This is a genomic window from Romboutsia lituseburensis (assembly GCF_024723825.1).
GTDB classification, from domain to species: Bacteria; Bacillota; Clostridia; order Peptostreptococcales; family Peptostreptococcaceae; genus Romboutsia_F; species Romboutsia_F lituseburensis_A.
The window spans coordinates 3,581,954-3,599,875 of the sequence record NZ_JANQBQ010000001.1; the positions used below are offsets into that span (position 1 = coordinate 3,581,954).

A 17,922-nucleotide genomic window follows, 5' to 3' on the forward strand; every position below is an offset into this window, starting at 1 on the left:
TATTGATAGTGTTACTATATATTTATAGTGATAATTAATATCAATTAATAATAACTGTTAATATAAATGGGGGAAATGAAATGACTGTACATGATTTAAAGATTGGTCAGAAAGCTATTATAAAAGTAATTAATTCTGATGAAAAAATTAAAAAAAGATTATTAGCACTAGGGTGCGTAGAAGGAACAGAAATACAAGTAAAAAAAGTAGCACCACTAAGCGATCCGATAGTAGTAACATTTAGAGGATTTGATATGGCAATAAGAAAAAATACGGCACAAAAAATACAGGTAAAAACATTAATTTAAGGGGGAGAAAAATGATAAATGTAGCATTACTAGGAAATCCAAACGTAGGAAAAACTACAATATTTAACGCTATCACTGGTTTAAATCAATATGTTGGTAACTGGCCAGGTGTAACTATAGAAAAAAGAGAAGGGCACTTTGGAAAAGATATAAAAATAACTGATTTACCAGGTATATATGCAATGGATACTTTCTCAAATGAAGAAAAAATATCTAAAAACTTTATAGAAACAGAAAAAGTAGATGTAATCGTAAATGTTGTTGATGCATCCAATATATCAAGAAACTTATATTTAACAACTCAGCTAATGAAATATAAAAAACCTATGGTTGTATTATTGAATATGATTGATAGTGCAGAATCTAAAGGGATAAAAATAAACATAGATAAAATACAAAATGAATTAGGCTGTATAGTAATTCCTATGGTAGCTAAAAGGGAAGTAGATTTAGAAAATTTAAAACATGCTATAAAAACAGCTTATAAAAAGCCAACTACATATAAAGTATATTCTGAAGTAGAAAAAGAAACTTATTCTCAAATAGATGATATTTTAAAAAGAAGTACAAATATAGTTGATAATAAAAAGAAGACAATAAGTGAAAAAATAGATGATATTGTTTTAAATCCAATCTTAGCATACCCAATATTTATAGGACTTTTATACACTTTATTTAAATTTACATTTGAATGGGTAGGTGGACCACTACAAGAACTTAGTGGTGGATGGATAGAAACTTATATTCAAAGTCCAGTAAGTAATATGTTAGCAAACTCAAGTGAATGGTTCCATTCATTAATAGTAGATGGAGTAATTGGTAGTATGGGCGGAACTTTACCATTCTTCCCATTAATATTTACTTTATTCTTAGGAATAACTTTATTTGAAGATAGTGGATATATGGCAAGAATAGCATTTTTAATGGATAAAATAATGAGTAAAGTTGGATTGTCAGGTAAAGCATTCATACCAATGATTTTAGGAGTAGGATGTTCTTCACCAGCAATAATGGCTACTAGAACATTAGAAAATGAGCAAGATAGAAAGATAACTGCACTAATTGCACCTCTTATGACGTGTGGAGCTAAATTACCTATATATGCAATGTTTGTATCTATATTCTTCCCTAACAATCAACCGATAGTTATAATGTCTTTATATTTATTAGGTATTATAGTTGCAATATTTGTAGCATTGTTTTTAAATAAAACTCAAAAAAATAAAGAACATGATCCGTTTATAATGGAATTACCTAAATATTCACTACCAACAGTATCTTCTTTATTAAAAAATACATGGCAAAAATCAAAAGGTTTCTTAGTGAAAGTAGTTACAATAATGTTTGCTATGTCTGTTGTAATATGGGCATTGTCGTCATTTAACTTTAGTGGATTTACAAGTGAAATAGACAATAGTTTCTTAGCTTATGCAGGAAATATCGTAGCACCATTATTTGCTCCACTTGGATTTGGAGATTGGAGAGCTGGTGTTTCTATAATTACAGGTCTTTCAGCTAAAGAAGTAGTTGTATCAACAATGGAAGTATTATATGGAGATTTAAACTCTGTATTACCTACTTTATTTACAGGATTAAGCGCATATGGATTCTTAGTATTTAGTGCATTATATACTCCATGTATAGCAGCACTTGCAACAATGCAAAAAGAATATGGAACTAAAATGGCAATATCATCATTTGTATATCAATTTGTACTAGCATGGGCGGGAGCTTTTTATGTTTATCAAATAGGAAGTTTATTTACAAGAGGATTTAATAGCACAAATCTTATAAACTTAGCAATTGGTACAATAGTAATATTTATAATACTAAGAGTTTTATATTCTAAACTTAAAACATTAAGCTTTAATGGGAAAGTAGAAGAATATAAAACATTAAAAATGAGCGTTTAAGCATAAGTGTATTAAATTTTAAGGAGAGGATAAAGAGATGAGTATATTAATATTAGGTGGACATGAAGGAATGGAGAGAGAATACAAGCTTATGAGTAAGGAAAAGGGGTATAGGTCAAAAATTTATACAACTATGCCATCCAAGCTGAAAAAAAGAATAGGAAACCCAGATGCAATAGTACTTTTGATGTCAACGATATCTCATAATATGGTTGAAACCGCCTTAAAAGATGCTAAGCGCAAAAATATTCCTATTATAAAAGTCCAAAATAGTAGTAAGCAAGCTTTTATAGATTGTTTAGAACAAATAGATACTTGTAATAAAAACTGTAAAAACTGTAAATATAAAAATAATATACAATAATTTATTCTAAGAGTTATCTTAAAATACCTAATTATAAGGTATTTTAAGATAACTCTATTTTTACGTATAAGGAAATTATGATTACATTATAACTGTGGATAAGTAGTTCAAATATTGATATATCAATAAACTTATAGTACGTAAGAAATGACATTTTAAGCAACGGACGAAGTCATTGGCGCCATGAGCGAAGCGAATTTTTTATTAAAAAATAAAATAAAAAATTTACTTAAACATAAAAAATATTTAAGCTAAAAACACTGAAAAAACAATAATAATGTGTATTTTAAATGATTATTTTATAAAATAATATTGACAATGATAATTTTTATCAATAAAATAAGAATAAAGTGTTTGAGAATGAATATCAGTGGGTATTAATTATCACATAACAGATAAAGTAGGAGGCATTATGAAAAAGAGGCACTTAATAATTTTATTGATATTATTATCATTAATCTCCGTATTTCTAGGAGTACATGATATTAAAATAACAGATATATTTAGATTAAGTAATGATCAGCTAAATGTTTTGCTTATAAGTAGGGTACCAAGATTAATAAGTATATTAGTTGCAGGTATGGGTATGAGTATATGTGGTCTTATAATGCAGCAAATAAGTAAAAATAAATTTGTATCACCCACAACAGGTGCAACAATAGATGCAGCTCAATTAGGATTAGTATTTGCAATGCTATTAATTCCTAAAGCTGGTATGGGAGGAAAAATGATAATTTCATTTATTTTCTCACTGATAGGAACATTTTTATTTATGAATATTTTAAAAAGATTACAGTTTAAAAATGCAGTCTTTGTACCGCTAGTTGGGATCATGTTTGGTAATATAATTGGATCAATGACTACATTTATAGCTTATAAGTACAACTTAATGCAAGATATATCAGCTTGGATGCAAGGTAACTTTGCTATGATACTTAAAGGTAATTATGAAATGTTGTATATAACAATACCACTAATAGTTATTGCATATTTATATGCAAATAAATTTACTATAGCAGGTATGGGAGAAGATTTTGCAACAAATTTAGGTCTTAATTATAATAAAATAGTAAATATTGGATTGACTATAGTAGCAGTAGTAACAGCAAGTGTTGTTATAACTGTTGGAAGCATTCCATTTATAGGTTTAATAGTTCCTAATATAGTTTCTATGTATAAAGGAGACAACATAAAAGATAGCATATGGCATACAGGACTATTTGGAGCAATATTTGTTTTAAGTTGTGATATATTCTCAAGAATAATAATATATCCATATGAAATACCAATAGGTCTTACAGTAGGTGTTATCGGAAGTGCAATGTTTTTATACATGATATTAAGGAGGAAGTCATATGCAAGTTAGTTCTAGCAATAAATTACCTAGTAAGAGTAATTTATATATAAATAAAGAAAACAAGCAAAAAAGAATACTTTACATATTATTAGCAATGATTGCAGTATTTTCAGCTTTGTTTTTAACATCAGGAGTAAATCCTAACCATTTTGACTACGCAATGAGTCAGAGAATACCAAAATTAGTAGCAATAATTTTAACAGGAGGATGTATAGCTTTTTCATCTATGATTTTCCAAACTATAACTAATAATAATATATTAACTCCAAGTGTATTAGGTCTAGATTCATTATATGTATTAGTTCAAACAATAATAGTGTTTTTCGTAGGCGTTGAAAGTAGTTTTGTAACTAATAAAAGTAGCAACTTTTTATTATCAGTAACAGTAATGGTTGTAGCGAGTTTTGTTCTTTACAAAAACTTATTTGAAAAAAGTAACAACAATATATTCTTTTTATTACTAGTAGGTATAATATTTGGAACATTGTTTAAAAGCATGTCAACATTTATGCAAGTAGTAATAGATCCAAATGAATACGCAGCACTTCAAAATAGTTTATATGCAAGTTTTGGAAATGTTAACACTAAAATTATAGTAATAGCATTTTTAATTATAATAGGTATAGTTCCGTTTATTTATGATGATTTAAAGTATTTAGATGTTATAAGTTTAGGTAAAGATCATGCAATAAACTTAGGTGTAGATTATGATAGTGTTGTAAAGAAAATGATAGTAGTTGTATCAATTTTAGTATCAGTATCTACAGCATTAGTTGGTCCGATTACCTTCTTAGGGTTGATTGTAGTAAATGTAACTAAGCAAGTGTTAAATACTTATAAACATTCATATTTAGTAACGGCATCTGTATTAGTAAGTGTATTAACATTGGTAGGCGGACAATTCTTAGTAGAAAGAGTATTTGGCTTAAATACAACTCTAAGCGTAATTATAAACTTTATAGGTGGAATATACTTTATATACTTATTATTAAAGGAGAGCAAAGCATAATGATAGTAGTAAAAGATTTAATAAAAAAATATTCAAATAAAACTGTTGTAGATAATGTTTCTATAAATATAGAAAAAGGAAAGATAACTTCATTTATAGGTCCAAATGGAGCTGGTAAAAGTACTGCTTTATCGATGATAACTAGACTTATGAAAAAAGATGGAGGAAAGATAATAATAGATGGAAGAAATCTAGATGAATGGAATAACAAGGAACTATCTAAAAAGATCGCTATACTTAAACAATCTAATAATGTAAATTTAAAACTTACAATAAGAGAGTTAGTTAGCTTTGGAAGATTCCCGCATAGCCAAGGAAGACTTACTGATGAAGATAATAAGTATATCGATGAAGCTATTGAGTATATGAAACTTAAAAATATAGAAGATAAATACTTAGATGAACTAAGTGGAGGTCAAAAGCAAAGGGCATATATAGCAATGGTTATAGCTCAAAATACGGAATATGTATTTTTAGATGAACCACTTAACAATCTAGATATGAAGCACTCAGTAGAAATGATGAAAGTACTTAGAAATTTATGTGATGAATTAGGAAAAACAGTTGTTTTAGTAATGCATGATATAAACTATACATCTTGTTATTCAGATTACATAGTAGCTCTTAAAGATGGTAAAATAGCTAGTTATGGAACTCGTGATGAAATAATAAATAAAGAAACTCTAGAATCGATTTACGAAATGGAGTTTAATATAACTGAAATAAACGGAGAAAAGATTTGTGTTTATTTCTAAAAAATTTTAAATATGTATTGATAAAGATAATCAATACAAAGTAATAAAATAAATCAATCAATAATATAAAAATAAGAGAGGACAAAATAAAATGAATAAAAAAGTAGCATTAATATCAGGATTAGCAATAGTTGGAATAATAGGAGGTATGTTAGTATTTTCAAATAAAGGAAAAGAAGAAGTTAAGGAAAATACTAAGGAAGTTGTAAAAGTAGAACATGCCTTAGGAAGTACAGAAGTTGCTGAAAATCCAGAAAAAATAGTAGTATTTGATTACGCAGCACTAGATGCAATGGAAACTTTAGATATAGATGGAGTAGTTGGAGTTGCTAAAGGTTCTTCTATACCTAAATATTTAAATAAGTATGAAGGAGACCAATACGCAAACGTAGGAGGATTAAAAGAGCCAGATTTAGAAAAAATAAATGAGCTTGACCCAGATTTAATAATAATAAATGGAAGACAACATAGTTTTTATGATAAACTAAATCAAATAGCACCAACTATATCACTATCTAAGGAAGATGGAAAGTATATGGAAAGCTTTAGCCATAACATGGAAGTTTTAGGTGATATATTTAATAAAGAAGAAAAAGTAGATCAAGAGTTAGCTAAAATAGATAAAAAAATAGAGAAAATAAATAAACAAATAACTGATAAAGGTTATAAAGCAACTACTTTAATGGTTAGTGATGGTACTTTAAGTGTGTTTGGTAAAGATTCAAGATTTGGTTTAATATACAAAAACTTAGGATTTAAAAATACTGATGAAAATGTTAAAACAGCAGACCATGGACAAGATGTTTCATTTGAATATGTAGCAAGCCAAGATTCTGATTATATGTTTGTAATAGATAAGTCAGTTATATCTAGCGATAAAGATCAAAAGCCAGCAGCTGAAATTTTAAATAATGATTTAATAAACAATACAAAAGTAGCTAAAGAAAATAATATAGTTTATTTAGATACACATGCTTGGTATTTAAGTGACGGTGGATTTATATCTACAAATAACATGATAGATGAAATATCTAAAGCAATAAATAAATAATAGTAAGTATTAAAGTTGTATGATATCTAAAGTTTAGCTATCATACAACTTTAAATTTTTATATAAAGGTTATTTAATAAATATTTTTATATAAAATAAAAACAGTATAGTAAATAAAAAAATTTAATAATATATAATTTAAGTAAAGTTAGTTTATATACGTGTCGAAAAGTGTATAAATATAAGGAAGAGGAGGTTTGAAAATGTTAAAAGAATTTATAAAATATTATAGGCCATATAAAAAGCTATTTGCACTAGATTTACTAGCAGCATTTACAGTAGCATTATGTGATTTAGTATATCCTATGATAACAAGAAATATAATGGACGATGTTGTTCCAAATAAAGATACAAGAATGCTTTTAGTATTTGCAGTAACTTTACTAGGAATATTTATTTTAAAGGCAGGTCTTAATTACTTTATGCAGTATTGGGGCCATGTGGTAGGTGTAAGAATGCAGGCAGATATGAGAAGTTATGTATTTACACATCTTCAAAAGTTACCTAACGCATATTTTAATGACAATAAAAGTGGTGTCATAATGTCTAGAATTATAAACGACCTTATGGAAGTTTCAGAATTAGCACATCATGGTCCTGAGGACTTATTTATATCATTAGTAATGTTAGTAGGAGCATTTTTCATATTAATAGGAATAAATGTAGAACTTACTTTAATTGTATTTGCAATATTACCAATAATACTTTTATACGCTATAACGCAAAGAAAGAGAATGAATAAAGCATTCAAAGAAACTAGAGTAAGAACAGGTGATGTTAATGCAACTCTTGAAAATAGTATAGCTGGTATGAAAGTTACAAAGTCATTTTGTACTCAAAAAGAAGAATTAGAAAAATTTAATGAAAGTAATAACATATTTAAACATGCAAGAGAAAGTGCATATAAAGTAATGGCTGAGTACTTCTCAGGAATGTTTTTACTTATAGATATTCTTGAATTAGTAGTTTTAATAATAGCAGGTTATTTTACTTATATGAACCGTATAACTTTAGGTGATTTTGCTGCATATTTACTTTATGTAAAGATGTTCATACAGCCGATTAGAAAATTAATAAACTTTACAGAACAATACCAAAACGGTATGACTGGATTTGAAAGATTCATAGAGATAATAAATGAAGAAACTGAAAAAGAATGTGAAAACCCAATCGAATTAAAAAATGTAGAAGGTAATATAGAAATAGAGAATGTTTCGTTTAGATATGAAAATAACAATGAGGTATTAAGTAACTTGAGCTTATCAGTAGAAGCTGGAAAAACTATAGCATTAGTTGGTCCGTCTGGTGGAGGAAAAACTACACTATGTAATCTTATACCAAGATTCTTTGATTTTGAAGAAGGAAGTATAAAGATAGATGGAATAGATGTTAAAGATGTAAGCTTAGATTCTCTTAGAAAAAATATAGGTGTAGTAGCCCAAGATGTGTTCTTATTTACAGGTACTATAAGAGATAATATAGTAATAGGTAAAACTAATGCAAGTGAAGAAGAAGTAATTGAAGCCTGTAAAAAAGCTAAAATACATGATTTTATACAAAGTTTACCAGAAGGCTATGATACGTATATTGGTGAAAGAGGCGTAAAATTATCAGGTGGACAAAAACAAAGAGTATCTATAGCTAGAATATTCTTAAAAAATCCTCCTATAATGATATTAGATGAAGCTACATCAGCACTTGATAATGTAACTGAATATGAAATACAAAAATCTCTTGAAGAATTAAGTAGTGATAGAACTAACTTGGTTGTAGCTCATAGATTATCTACTATTAAAAATGCAGATGAAATAATAGTTTTAACAGATAATGGAATTGAAGAAAGAGGAACTCATGAAGAGTTAATTAAAAAGGGTGGAGTATATAGTAAGCTTCATAGAAAATAAAACTTATAAAATATTTGATATATCAGACTACACAAAATCAGTTGCACATCAATTAATGAATTCTGCATCATTCTTAGTTGTATTTATGTCTGTATCAACAATACTTACAAAAGGTATACTTAGAGCTGGTGGAGACACTAAGTTTTTAATGATAGCAGATGTACTATTTTTATGTCTGGTATCTATACCATTAGGTTATGTAGCAGCAATTGTATTAAATTTACTACCTTATTACTTTAAAAATAGACGAAGCAATAAAAGGTCTTTGGTGTATAACTAGACTTTTAAGTAAAAAATGGATAAGACATATAAATCATGAATCGAGAACAAGTATAGAGACTGAAGTAGTTAATTAATAAAAAGCCTAACTTTTATATTATTAAAAGTTAGGCTTTTTATTAATTTATAGCATTTTCAATTCTTTTATAAATTAAGGAACATATGAAATTTAAAACAAAACAATAAACAAAACCAAATACCAAGATAAGACACTGAGATAATAAATTAAATGAGTAAGCAAATCCAATTAAATTAATACCAATAATAAAAGTCACCGCATTTATTGATAATAACAATATTATCCCTGAAATTGTACAAATCAAATACTTATTATCTATATAGTTGTTAAAAAATCCAAGTACTAATCCTAAAAGACCGTTTGTAAATAAAAATATCAGATTTTCATGTGGGTTTATAAAAGTTATTAGTATAAAAGCAACTATATAACTTAAAAAGCCTAGAGTTAAATGTTTTCTAGTTATTATATAAATTGGTATGGAACTAAAAATAGTTAAGATTATAAAAATCTCAGAAAAGAAAGCAGGTATACACTGAAATATAGAACTAATAACAGCCATCAATGCTCCTAAAGCTAAGTATTTAATTTTCATAATATACCTCCAAATAAAAGTTTTATTATACATTATGAAAAAAATGATTTAAGTGATAAATTAACATCTTTAAAATGATTTTAGCGTAATTAGGAAGGTTTAAATTAAAAATAAGATTTATATAAAATTAGCTTTAAAATTAAATATTTTTTACATATAGGTAAAATTTGGTATAATGTCTAATGGCACAAGATAAAAACTAAAGGGGGTGAAGGTTAATATGAAAAAAGGAATCTACTTTTTTATTATAATTTTAACGTTATTTTCTTTAGCTGGTTGTAGCATAGAGGATAGAGTAAATAATGCTAAAGTAACTATTGGAAAATCTGAAAAGTTTAGCGAAGAAGAAATAAAGGAAGCTATAGAATGTACAAAAGAAAACTTTAAAAGCTTTGATGGATGTACACTTACTGATATATGGTATGATGAAGAAAAATCGAATAAGCTAACTCAAGACCATTTAGAATATGGTGGTGGATATGAAGTTGGTAATACTGATGAAAATACAATTGTATTAATGTCTAATTTTGATGTAGGTAGCTCAGGAGGAGATGGTAGCTTAGAGCCTAACTCAACTTATACTGATTGGCAGTGGGATTTAGTTAGAGATAGTAAAAGTGAAAAATGGAAAGTTGTAAGCTGGGGTTATTAATTTATTATTTATACAGTATGAAAAGCCATAAATTACAATGCAATAATAAAAGCGTTGTAGATATCATAAGGCTGATATTTTAATATTACATTTATATAGAAAAATTTTAAAAAATATTGTATACTGATATTAGTACCAGGTGATAAAAAGGAGAAATATATGACATCAAAAAAGAAAAAAGCACTTATAATAAGTACATCTATATTAGTTTTAACATTTTTAATAATATCAGTTGTAGTTGGTTATTTAGTTTATGACGGTTCAGTAGGTTCTGAGCAAACAATAAAAAATGAAGATGTAATGGAAGTATTTTCAAATAGAGAAAATAAACCATTAGAAAATTTAAAAAATTATAAGCATGAAGATATAATGATAGATTCACCTCAAAATGGATATGAAGTTGAAACTATGTTTATAAAATCTAATAAAGAAACAGAGAATACTATAATACTTGTTCATGGAATAGAAAGCTATTATTATGAATACTTAGAAAAAGCATTTGAATATTTAGAAAGAGGATATAATGTAGTACTATACAATCAAAGGCATACAGGAAATACAGGCGGAGATGATTATACTTTTGGATTATATGAAAGATATGATTTAGATAATGTAGCAAAGTATATTAAACAAAAGTATCCTAATGGATTATTAGGGGCTCATGGTCACTCTATGGGGGCAGCGACAGTTGTTATGCATTCTAAAATAAATGAAAAAAATAAATATGTAGATTTTTATATAGCAGATTCACCATATCATGAAATGGCAGATGCAATAAGATTAGGCATAGAAGATAAAAATATACCATTATTACCAGTAGGATATGCAAGAGCTATGGGTAATATTTATACTAAAGTTAAATCAGGATTTAGTTATGATGACGTTAAACCATATGAAGCTGTTCAAAATATAACAGTTCCTATGTTTTTAATACATGGAAAAGAAGATAAGGTATGTGCACCAGAAAGTAGCAAAATAATATACGATAATATACCTCACAATAATAAAGAGTTATGGTTAGTAGATAATGTACAACATGTTAATGCCTATGATAAAGTAGGAGATGAATACTTTGATAGAATAATAAACTTTATAAATAATAAAGTTATAACAAATAACAAATAACAAATAAATAATAAAGGTGGCTAAGATGCATAATAGTATTTTAGCCACTTTTTATGATTAAGGGAATTATAACACATCAAAAACTGTGGATAAGCTATGAAGTATAGTAATATCAACATCTTTGTGAAAGTAAAAAATGACATTATTAGTATATTATATTTATTAAATCACCACCATATTCCACACCTGTACTGTATCCTATATCTTTAAATAAAACTTTATTATTTTTAGTGTTTTCTAAAATAACATCAACTCGTCCGTTTAGAGTTTCATTTACTAAAGGAATCATATCTCCATTTTTAGGACCCATGCATAATATAAAGTCATTTTTTTTCGTATAAGTTTTTAGTGTTAATCTCAAATCGCCTCTAGAAACTACAAGCTCGATATCTTTACCAATATATTTTAGCTCTAGTTTACTTTTATTAATTGTAGTGAAGCTTAAAAAAGTTTTGCCAATAGTTAATCCTATTAAAAAGCCTCTAAAGTCTTTTATAGGAAATGGTATAGTTGCAAGAGAGCAAGTAATGCTTACATCCTTATTTCTAAAACTATTGCTTTGAATCCATATCCATGACTTGGGGAAGCTTTTACCCCAATTTTTTTCGATGTAGATTTTTCCACCACTAAAATCGATTAATTTATTATCTATTTCTAATTGACCAACTATATCACCATTTAAGACACATACCTGGCTATAGCATTCCATGAAGCTTAAATAATTATAAAATCCCATACTTCCAGGATTTATAAATGAATCTTTCCACTTAACTATGTTTTTGAATTTTAATTTACCTTTTATAGATTTATTATCATACTTTAAATTTAAAATTATATTATCAAGAGCGAATACATTTGATTTTATACCTATTTTAAAATCATTATTATTAAATTTAAATTCATCTTTATTAAATTTTAAATAATTATATTTTATATTAAAACCATCAACTATTTGAATAAAACTATGATGTTCATAAGGTGTCCTACCTAAAGATATGCCTGGAATAAAGGCAAATTTATATAAATTATTTTTATCAACTATTTTAAAATACCATCCTTCAAAAAAATCTTTATTTTTATTAAATCCGTGATATAAGTCTGGTTTTTGGATTATATTCATAAAGTCCTCCAATATATTTTAAATAAATTAATTCTATTATAAAAAAGTCGCTTCGTTCCTGTCGCTAACGACTTCGTCTGTTGCTCAAAATGTTTTTTATGCTCAAAGCCAATTTATTGATATAACTTACTTTCATGATTTATCAACAGAAAATGAAGTATCATGATATCCTTAAGCATAAAAAATAGCTTCTTTTTATAATAATTACTTATTTTAATGGGAAATATACTATATTATGGACAAATTAAAAAAATAAGGAGAATAAAAATGAATGAATCTTATTGGATATCAAGTTCTAAACACAATGAATTAAAAAGTTTAGATAAAGACATAAATGTAGATACATTAATAGTAGGAGGAGGTATAGTTGGAGTTACAACAGCATATCTATTAGCTAAGCAAGGTATAAAAGCAACTCTTATAGATGCTAATAAAATAGGATATGGTTCCTCTGGCAGAAACACAGGAAAAGTAACATCTCAACACGGGATTATATATTCAAAAATAAGTCAAAAGTATGGAGATTATAAAGCAAAGCTATATTATGAGGGCAATGAAGAAGCTATTAATTTAATAGAAGATATAATAAATGAAAACAATATAAAGTGTAATTTTAAAAGAGTAGATTCTTATATATTGTCTCAAAATGAAAATTATTTAGAAGAATTAAAAGAAGAGTATGATACTTGTAAAAAATTAGGAATTGATTGTGAATACTATGAAACATTAGATTTACCAATAGACTCTAAAGGAGCTATAAAATTCAAAAATCAAGGAGAGTTTAATCCTAAAAAATACTTAGATTCATTATTAAAAAAATGCGTAGAACTAGGTGTTAAGGTATATGAAAATACAGCAGGAGTTAATTTTAGAAAAGGGGATATTTGTACTATAAAAACAAGTCAAGAAAAGGTTATTTGCGCTAAAAATGTAGTAATAGCTTCTCATGTTCCTTGGTATGATGGGAAAAATTTTTATTTTGCAAAAGAAAAAGCAGATAGATCTTATTTAATAGCTGCTAAACTAGAAGAAGATATTATGCCTGGCATATTTCTAGGTGTTGAAGAAAGAGGCATAACACTTAGAACTTGTGAGGACGATGGTAGAAAGCTATTAATATTTGGAGGAGGAGATCATAAGGTTGGCCAATGTAAAAATGAAGGAGAAATTTACGATAAGCTAAAAGAATATGCTAAAGAAAGATTTAATATTAAAAATTTTAAATATCAATGGTCGGCTCAGGATTATATGAGTTATGATAACGTACCTTATATAGGAAATATAAATAAAAAAGAAAAAAATGTTTATGTGGCAACTGGATTTTCAAAATGGGGGATGACAGGTGGAACATTATCCGCTATGATAATCAGTAAGCTTATAATAAAAAAAGAATCTAAATATGAAGACTTGTTTAATCCATCTAGAAAGGGTAGTTACTTAACTACAGATTTTTATAAAGAAAACTTAAATGTAGCATTAAAATATATAGAAGGAAAGTTAAAGTATGGAAGTGATAATTTTCCAATACAAGAAGGAACTAGTGAAATAGTTGTATTAGAAGATAACAAAAGATATGGAGCCTATAGACACTTTGATGGTGAACTATATATAGTAGATATAACTTGTCCGCACTTAGGCTGTGAACTTACATTTAATTCAGCTGAGAAGACTTGGGATTGTCCATGTCATGCATCTAGATATGATTATAAAGGCAATATTTTAGAAGGTCCTACTGTAAAGCCTTTAAAAAGATATGGAGAAGGTAAAAATCATATAAAAATAAATTTATAAAAGGATTTGTTATGATAGGCTTATAATAAACACAGAAAGTTGGGAGATTAGTATGGGAAATAAAAATACAACAAAATACATTACTATTTTATTATTGATAATATATTTATGGTCTATAGCTATTTTTGTAAAAGATAAAAATACTATGAATATATTAATTGCTTCTATTTGTACAGTAGGAACTATAATTTTATATTTTGTTCATAAAAAGTTTACTAGACTAATTGATAATAATTTGTATATAGTAAGTGCACTATTTGTGATGATATCATCTCTTTTAGGATCATGCTATGGATTTTATGATATAAATCATTATGATGATTTTTTACATCTATGGTCAGGTCTTATAACATCTAGTATAGCATTTTCTATAATTACATTCTTCCATAGTGACAATGATCTTAAAAATATAAATAAATACTTTATAATTATTTATGTTTTTATGTTTAGTATGGGCGTTGCAAGTTTATGGGAGATATCTGAGTTTTTTATTGATAAATTCTTAGGTATGCACACTCAAGCTGGAGGGTTAGTTGATACTATGATAGATATGATAGATGCTTTAGTTGGAACTATAATAATGATACCATTTATATATAAAAAACTAAATTCAACTAATAAAAAGCTAACATTTAAATAAACAAAAAATCCTTTTAGAATAGAAGATTAAAATGTATCCTATAGAATAGACAATAAAAAGTCTATTCTATAGGATTTTTATTTATTTCAAAATATATATAAATTGTTGCAAGTACTTATCCATTGAATCACAGACATTTTTAGCATCAACTACAGCTTGTATAACAGTTTTAGCACCATTTGTTACATCACCACAAGCATATACACCTTCTCTTGTAGTAAGACCAGCCTCGTCTGTTAATAAAAGACCACCTTTTTTTACATCAAGACCTTTATTATTAATAACAATGGTATTTTTAGGACTTTGACTAACAGCAATTAATATACTATCACATTCGAATAATTCTTTACTATCTTCAACTGTAACTAATGACGTAGTACCATCTTCATTTTCTATTAATTTAGTATCTTCAAAAATTATACCGTCATCTACTATTTCAGATGGTGCTTTGAATGTTTTAAATAAAACACCTTCTTCTTTAGCTTCAGAAATTTCATGTTTAGTAGCGGTCATATTTTTAAAGCCTCTTCTATAAGCTACATAAACTTCATTCGCACCAAAATACTTAGCACTTCTAGCTGCATCCATAGCTACATTACCAGCACCTATTACAACAACTTTATTTCCTAGGTCATATCTATTAGGGCTTCTTAAATAATCAATAGCATAATGAACATGACCAAAAGTTTCCCCTTTTATATCTAATCTTCTTGGATTCCATACTCCAGTACCTATAAATATAGACTTATAACCATCTTCAAATAATTTGCTTAAAGTAACAACTGGCCCAATTAAAGCATTGAATTTAATTTTAACACCAAGCTCCTTTAATCTTTTTTCTAATAGATTAATGTTAAATCTAGGTAATCTAAATGCAGGTATACCATATGTTAAAATACCACCAATTCTTTCATTTTTTTCAAATATAGTAACACTATAACCTCTAAGAGCTAAGTTTAGTGCAACTGTTATACCAGCAGGACCTGATCCAACTACAGCAACCTTAACTCCATTTTGCTTAGGCTTTTCTAGTTTAATATTTTCTAGATATTTAGTAGATATTTCATATTCTATATCATGGAAACGAACAGGTTCTCCCTTTATACCTTTTATACAGTTACCTTTACATTGATTTTCATGAGGACAAACTATTGCACATATAGCAGATAGGGGGTTATTTTCAAATAAAATTTTTCCGGCCTCTTCATATTTACCTTCTTTATATAAACTTATTATTTGTGGAATAGGAGTGTCTATAGGACAATTTTTTTGACATCTAGCATTCTTACAAACAATACATTTATTAGCTTCAATTAAGTTATCAAACATAAACTACCACCTTTACGTCAAATTTTTTTATAATGCTAAAATATTATAAATTATCTATTTAAGGATAATTATTTTTAAAAACTGGATTTCAACAAAATTCTATTTTAAAATTTTAGAACAAGATTTTTCTTTAGCACATAGTAAATTATATTTATTTAATTATAACAAATAAATATAAAAAAATATAGATAGGTAATAACACCAGGTGCTAAAAAATGGATGCTATTCATTTAAAAATAGTATACCATTATTAAAATAAATAAAAAGTATAGTTTATTATTTGACAAAGAATAAGACTCTAACCACATATTTTAAATAAATAAAAAGTAAATAAATAGATTTACAAAATAGTTTTAAATTAAAAACATGGAATCAGTTTACTAATAGAGGAGATTTTAGTAATATAATATAGGACATAATACTCAAAATCATTTTAAGATTGACTAGTTTTAGGGAGGAGAATGTATATTGATAAAAAATTTTTTTAACCGTGTAAAAAGTTTCGTAGAACAAAATAAAGATACGAAAGAACCAATTAAAGAAAATAAAAATGATGAAGTAATATTAAATCAAAAAGATGTAGCAGAGGAAAGTGATAATAGTATTGAAAATACTAATATAAAAGATTCGAACGATAAAAATATCATAGGAAATCAACAATCAGAAAACGCACAAGATAAATTAAATGAAGAGTGTAATTCTAATGATACAAATGATCTAGACATTGTATCATTAGAAGAGGATTATGAAAAAAAAGAGTCAAATAAAGAATATGAGTATGAAGAAATAAATAATAATGTTTCGCAGGAATTATTGGTAAATAATATAAAAGAAGAAAAAAATGATAATAAAATAACAGTTAGTAATAATGTATCACAAAGTAAAATATTAGATCAAAATAGCATTAAATGTAAAGAAGATATAATTGAAAACATAGACTATAATGCTAATGCTGAAATTGCAATAACCATTCAAAAATCTGAAGCAGATATAAACTACATAGAAAAAATTGAAGAAGTAAAAGTAATAGAAGAATTTACTAAAGAAGATTTAGATTACATAAAAGATATAAAAATAAAACGAGGAAAATCTATTAAAGTAATAGATGTATATACTAAAGAAGAACAAATTTTTAATACTCATAAAGAATGCAGCAAAAAATTAAAAATCCCAGAAGAGTACATACAAGAAAATTTAAAATATGGATTTACAGATTATTTTGGAGATGCAATAAAGTATTTAGTAAAGTCTCTAAACCTAGATGAATTAGATTATATAAACTATTTAGACAGCAACAAAACACCTTCACAAATACTTACGTGTTTAAATAATAAAATATTTACAGCCAAAATATCTGAAGATCAAAGAGAAGATATTTTATGTAGTGAAAAATTAGAACCTGTTAAAATGCATTATACATTTGAATGTATAGATGAAGAATATGATGATTACTTTAGAAAATATAAGTCTATAATTAAAAGGGGAGGAAAAAAGAAAATAGAACTTGTAGATAAAAAAGGGGAAGTAATAGAAATATTTAAGTCTTTAGATGAATGCGCGGACTATATCAAAAAAGAAAAAAGTCAAGTAGTGGACATGCTTAAAAATAAAGATACTAAAGTTGGAAGATATGAAATAAGATATAGTTTAAGAAATATTTAAATTCATAGTAAATTCATAGCACTTTCACTTAGCTTTCACACATTTAAAATAA

17 protein-coding genes are annotated in these 17,922 nt (G+C 26.6%); 14 read left to right on the forward strand and 3 right to left on the reverse strand.

Annotated elements, in window-relative coordinates; all coding sequences use genetic code 11:
* Window positions 1–80: 80 nt before the first annotated feature.
* The 9 genes from NWE74_RS17295 (at window position 81) to NWE74_RS17335 (ending at window position 8,941) form a co-directional block, all read left to right on the forward strand.
* Window positions 81–308 carry a FeoA family protein gene (locus NWE74_RS17295; RefSeq protein ID WP_258244215.1) on the forward strand — a complete coding sequence of 76 codons (228 nt, stop codon included), beginning with the start codon at window positions 81–83 and terminating at the stop codon, window positions 306–308.
* A gap of 11 nt (window positions 309–319) precedes the next feature.
* Window positions 320–2,221, forward strand: a complete 1,902-nt coding sequence (feoB, locus tag NWE74_RS17300; RefSeq protein WP_258244216.1) for a ferrous iron transport protein B — start codon at window positions 320–322, stop codon at window positions 2,219–2,221.
* 37 nt (window positions 2,222–2,258) lie between these two features.
* Window positions 2,259–2,585 (forward strand): DUF2325 domain-containing protein, encoded by a 327-nt coding sequence (locus NWE74_RS17305; protein ID WP_092722695.1) that lies wholly within the window; start codon window positions 2,259–2,261, stop codon window positions 2,583–2,585.
* 412 nt (window positions 2,586–2,997) lie between these two features.
* Complete coding sequence (locus NWE74_RS17310) at window positions 2,998–3,951, forward strand: ABC transporter permease (RefSeq protein ID WP_258244217.1); 954 nt, start codon at window positions 2,998–3,000, stop codon at window positions 3,949–3,951.
* The gene (locus NWE74_RS17315) at window positions 3,941–4,951 is read left to right on the forward strand and encodes an iron chelate uptake ABC transporter family permease subunit (protein WP_330666416.1); all 1,011 of its coding nucleotides are present in this window, start codon (window positions 3,941–3,943) and stop codon (window positions 4,949–4,951) included. Before NWE74_RS17310 ends, NWE74_RS17315 begins: the two co-directional genes overlap by 11 nt.
* Window positions 4,951–5,706, forward strand: coding sequence for an ABC transporter ATP-binding protein (locus tag NWE74_RS17320; RefSeq protein WP_258244218.1), 756 nt, complete (start codon window positions 4,951–4,953; stop codon window positions 5,704–5,706). Before NWE74_RS17315 ends, NWE74_RS17320 begins: the two co-directional genes overlap by 1 nt.
* A gap of 91 nt (window positions 5,707–5,797) precedes the next feature.
* Window positions 5,798–6,757 (forward strand): siderophore ABC transporter substrate-binding protein, encoded by a 960-nt coding sequence (locus tag NWE74_RS17325; protein WP_258244219.1) that lies wholly within the window; start codon window positions 5,798–5,800, stop codon window positions 6,755–6,757.
* Between the two features lie 203 nt (window positions 6,758–6,960).
* Window positions 6,961–8,661: an ABC transporter ATP-binding protein gene (locus tag NWE74_RS17330; protein ID WP_258244220.1), complete on the forward strand. Its 1,701-nt coding sequence runs from the start codon at window positions 6,961–6,963 to the stop codon at window positions 8,659–8,661.
* Window positions 8,630–8,941: a hypothetical protein gene (locus NWE74_RS17335; RefSeq protein WP_258244221.1), complete on the forward strand. Its 312-nt coding sequence runs from the start codon at window positions 8,630–8,632 to the stop codon at window positions 8,939–8,941. The genes NWE74_RS17330 and NWE74_RS17335 overlap by 32 nt, the downstream gene beginning before the upstream one ends.
* 118 nt (window positions 8,942–9,059) lie before the next feature.
* On the opposite strand, the gene NWE74_RS17340 is transcribed toward NWE74_RS17335, so the two are convergent.
* A complete protein-coding gene (locus tag NWE74_RS17340; protein ID WP_258244222.1) occupies window positions 9,060–9,551 on the reverse strand; it encodes a hypothetical protein in 492 nt (163 codons plus the stop codon).
* A gap of 220 nt (window positions 9,552–9,771) precedes the next feature.
* Here NWE74_RS17340 and NWE74_RS17345 point away from each other — a divergent pair, with 220 nt between their 5' ends.
* Window positions 9,772–10,203, forward strand: coding sequence for a DUF4829 domain-containing protein (locus NWE74_RS17345; protein ID WP_258244223.1), 432 nt, complete (start codon window positions 9,772–9,774; stop codon window positions 10,201–10,203).
* A 159-nt stretch (window positions 10,204–10,362) separates the two neighbouring features.
* On the forward strand, window positions 10,363–11,328 hold the full coding sequence (locus NWE74_RS17350; protein WP_258244224.1) for an alpha/beta hydrolase: 966 nt from the start codon (window positions 10,363–10,365) through the stop codon (window positions 11,326–11,328).
* Between the two features lie 145 nt (window positions 11,329–11,473).
* Here NWE74_RS17350 and NWE74_RS17355 read toward each other — a convergent pair whose 3' ends face one another.
* The gene (locus NWE74_RS17355) at window positions 11,474–12,448 is read right to left on the reverse strand and encodes a tocopherol cyclase family protein (protein WP_258244225.1); all 975 of its coding nucleotides are present in this window, start codon (window positions 12,446–12,448) and stop codon (window positions 11,474–11,476) included.
* Window positions 12,449–12,715: 267 nt separating this feature from the next.
* On the opposite strand from NWE74_RS17355, the gene NWE74_RS17360 reads away from it, so the two are divergent.
* Window positions 12,716–14,239, forward strand: coding sequence for an FAD-dependent oxidoreductase (locus NWE74_RS17360; protein ID WP_258244226.1), 1,524 nt, complete (start codon window positions 12,716–12,718; stop codon window positions 14,237–14,239).
* Window positions 14,240–14,291: 52 nt separating this feature from the next.
* The gene (locus NWE74_RS17365; protein ID WP_258244227.1) at window positions 14,292–14,879 is read left to right on the forward strand and encodes a hypothetical protein; all 588 of its coding nucleotides are present in this window, start codon (window positions 14,292–14,294) and stop codon (window positions 14,877–14,879) included.
* An 81-nt stretch (window positions 14,880–14,960) separates the two neighbouring features.
* Here NWE74_RS17365 and NWE74_RS17370 read toward each other — a convergent pair whose 3' ends face one another.
* Entirely contained in the window at window positions 14,961–16,208 is a 1,248-nt protein-coding gene (locus NWE74_RS17370; protein WP_258244228.1) for an NAD(P)-dependent oxidoreductase, read from the reverse strand.
* A 468-nt stretch (window positions 16,209–16,676) separates the two neighbouring features.
* Between NWE74_RS17370 and NWE74_RS17375 the strand changes: the two genes are divergently transcribed.
* Window positions 16,677–17,870 carry a hypothetical protein gene (locus tag NWE74_RS17375; protein WP_258244229.1) on the forward strand — a complete coding sequence of 398 codons (1,194 nt, stop codon included), beginning with the start codon at window positions 16,677–16,679 and terminating at the stop codon, window positions 17,868–17,870.
* Window positions 17,871–17,922 lie beyond the last annotated feature (52 nt).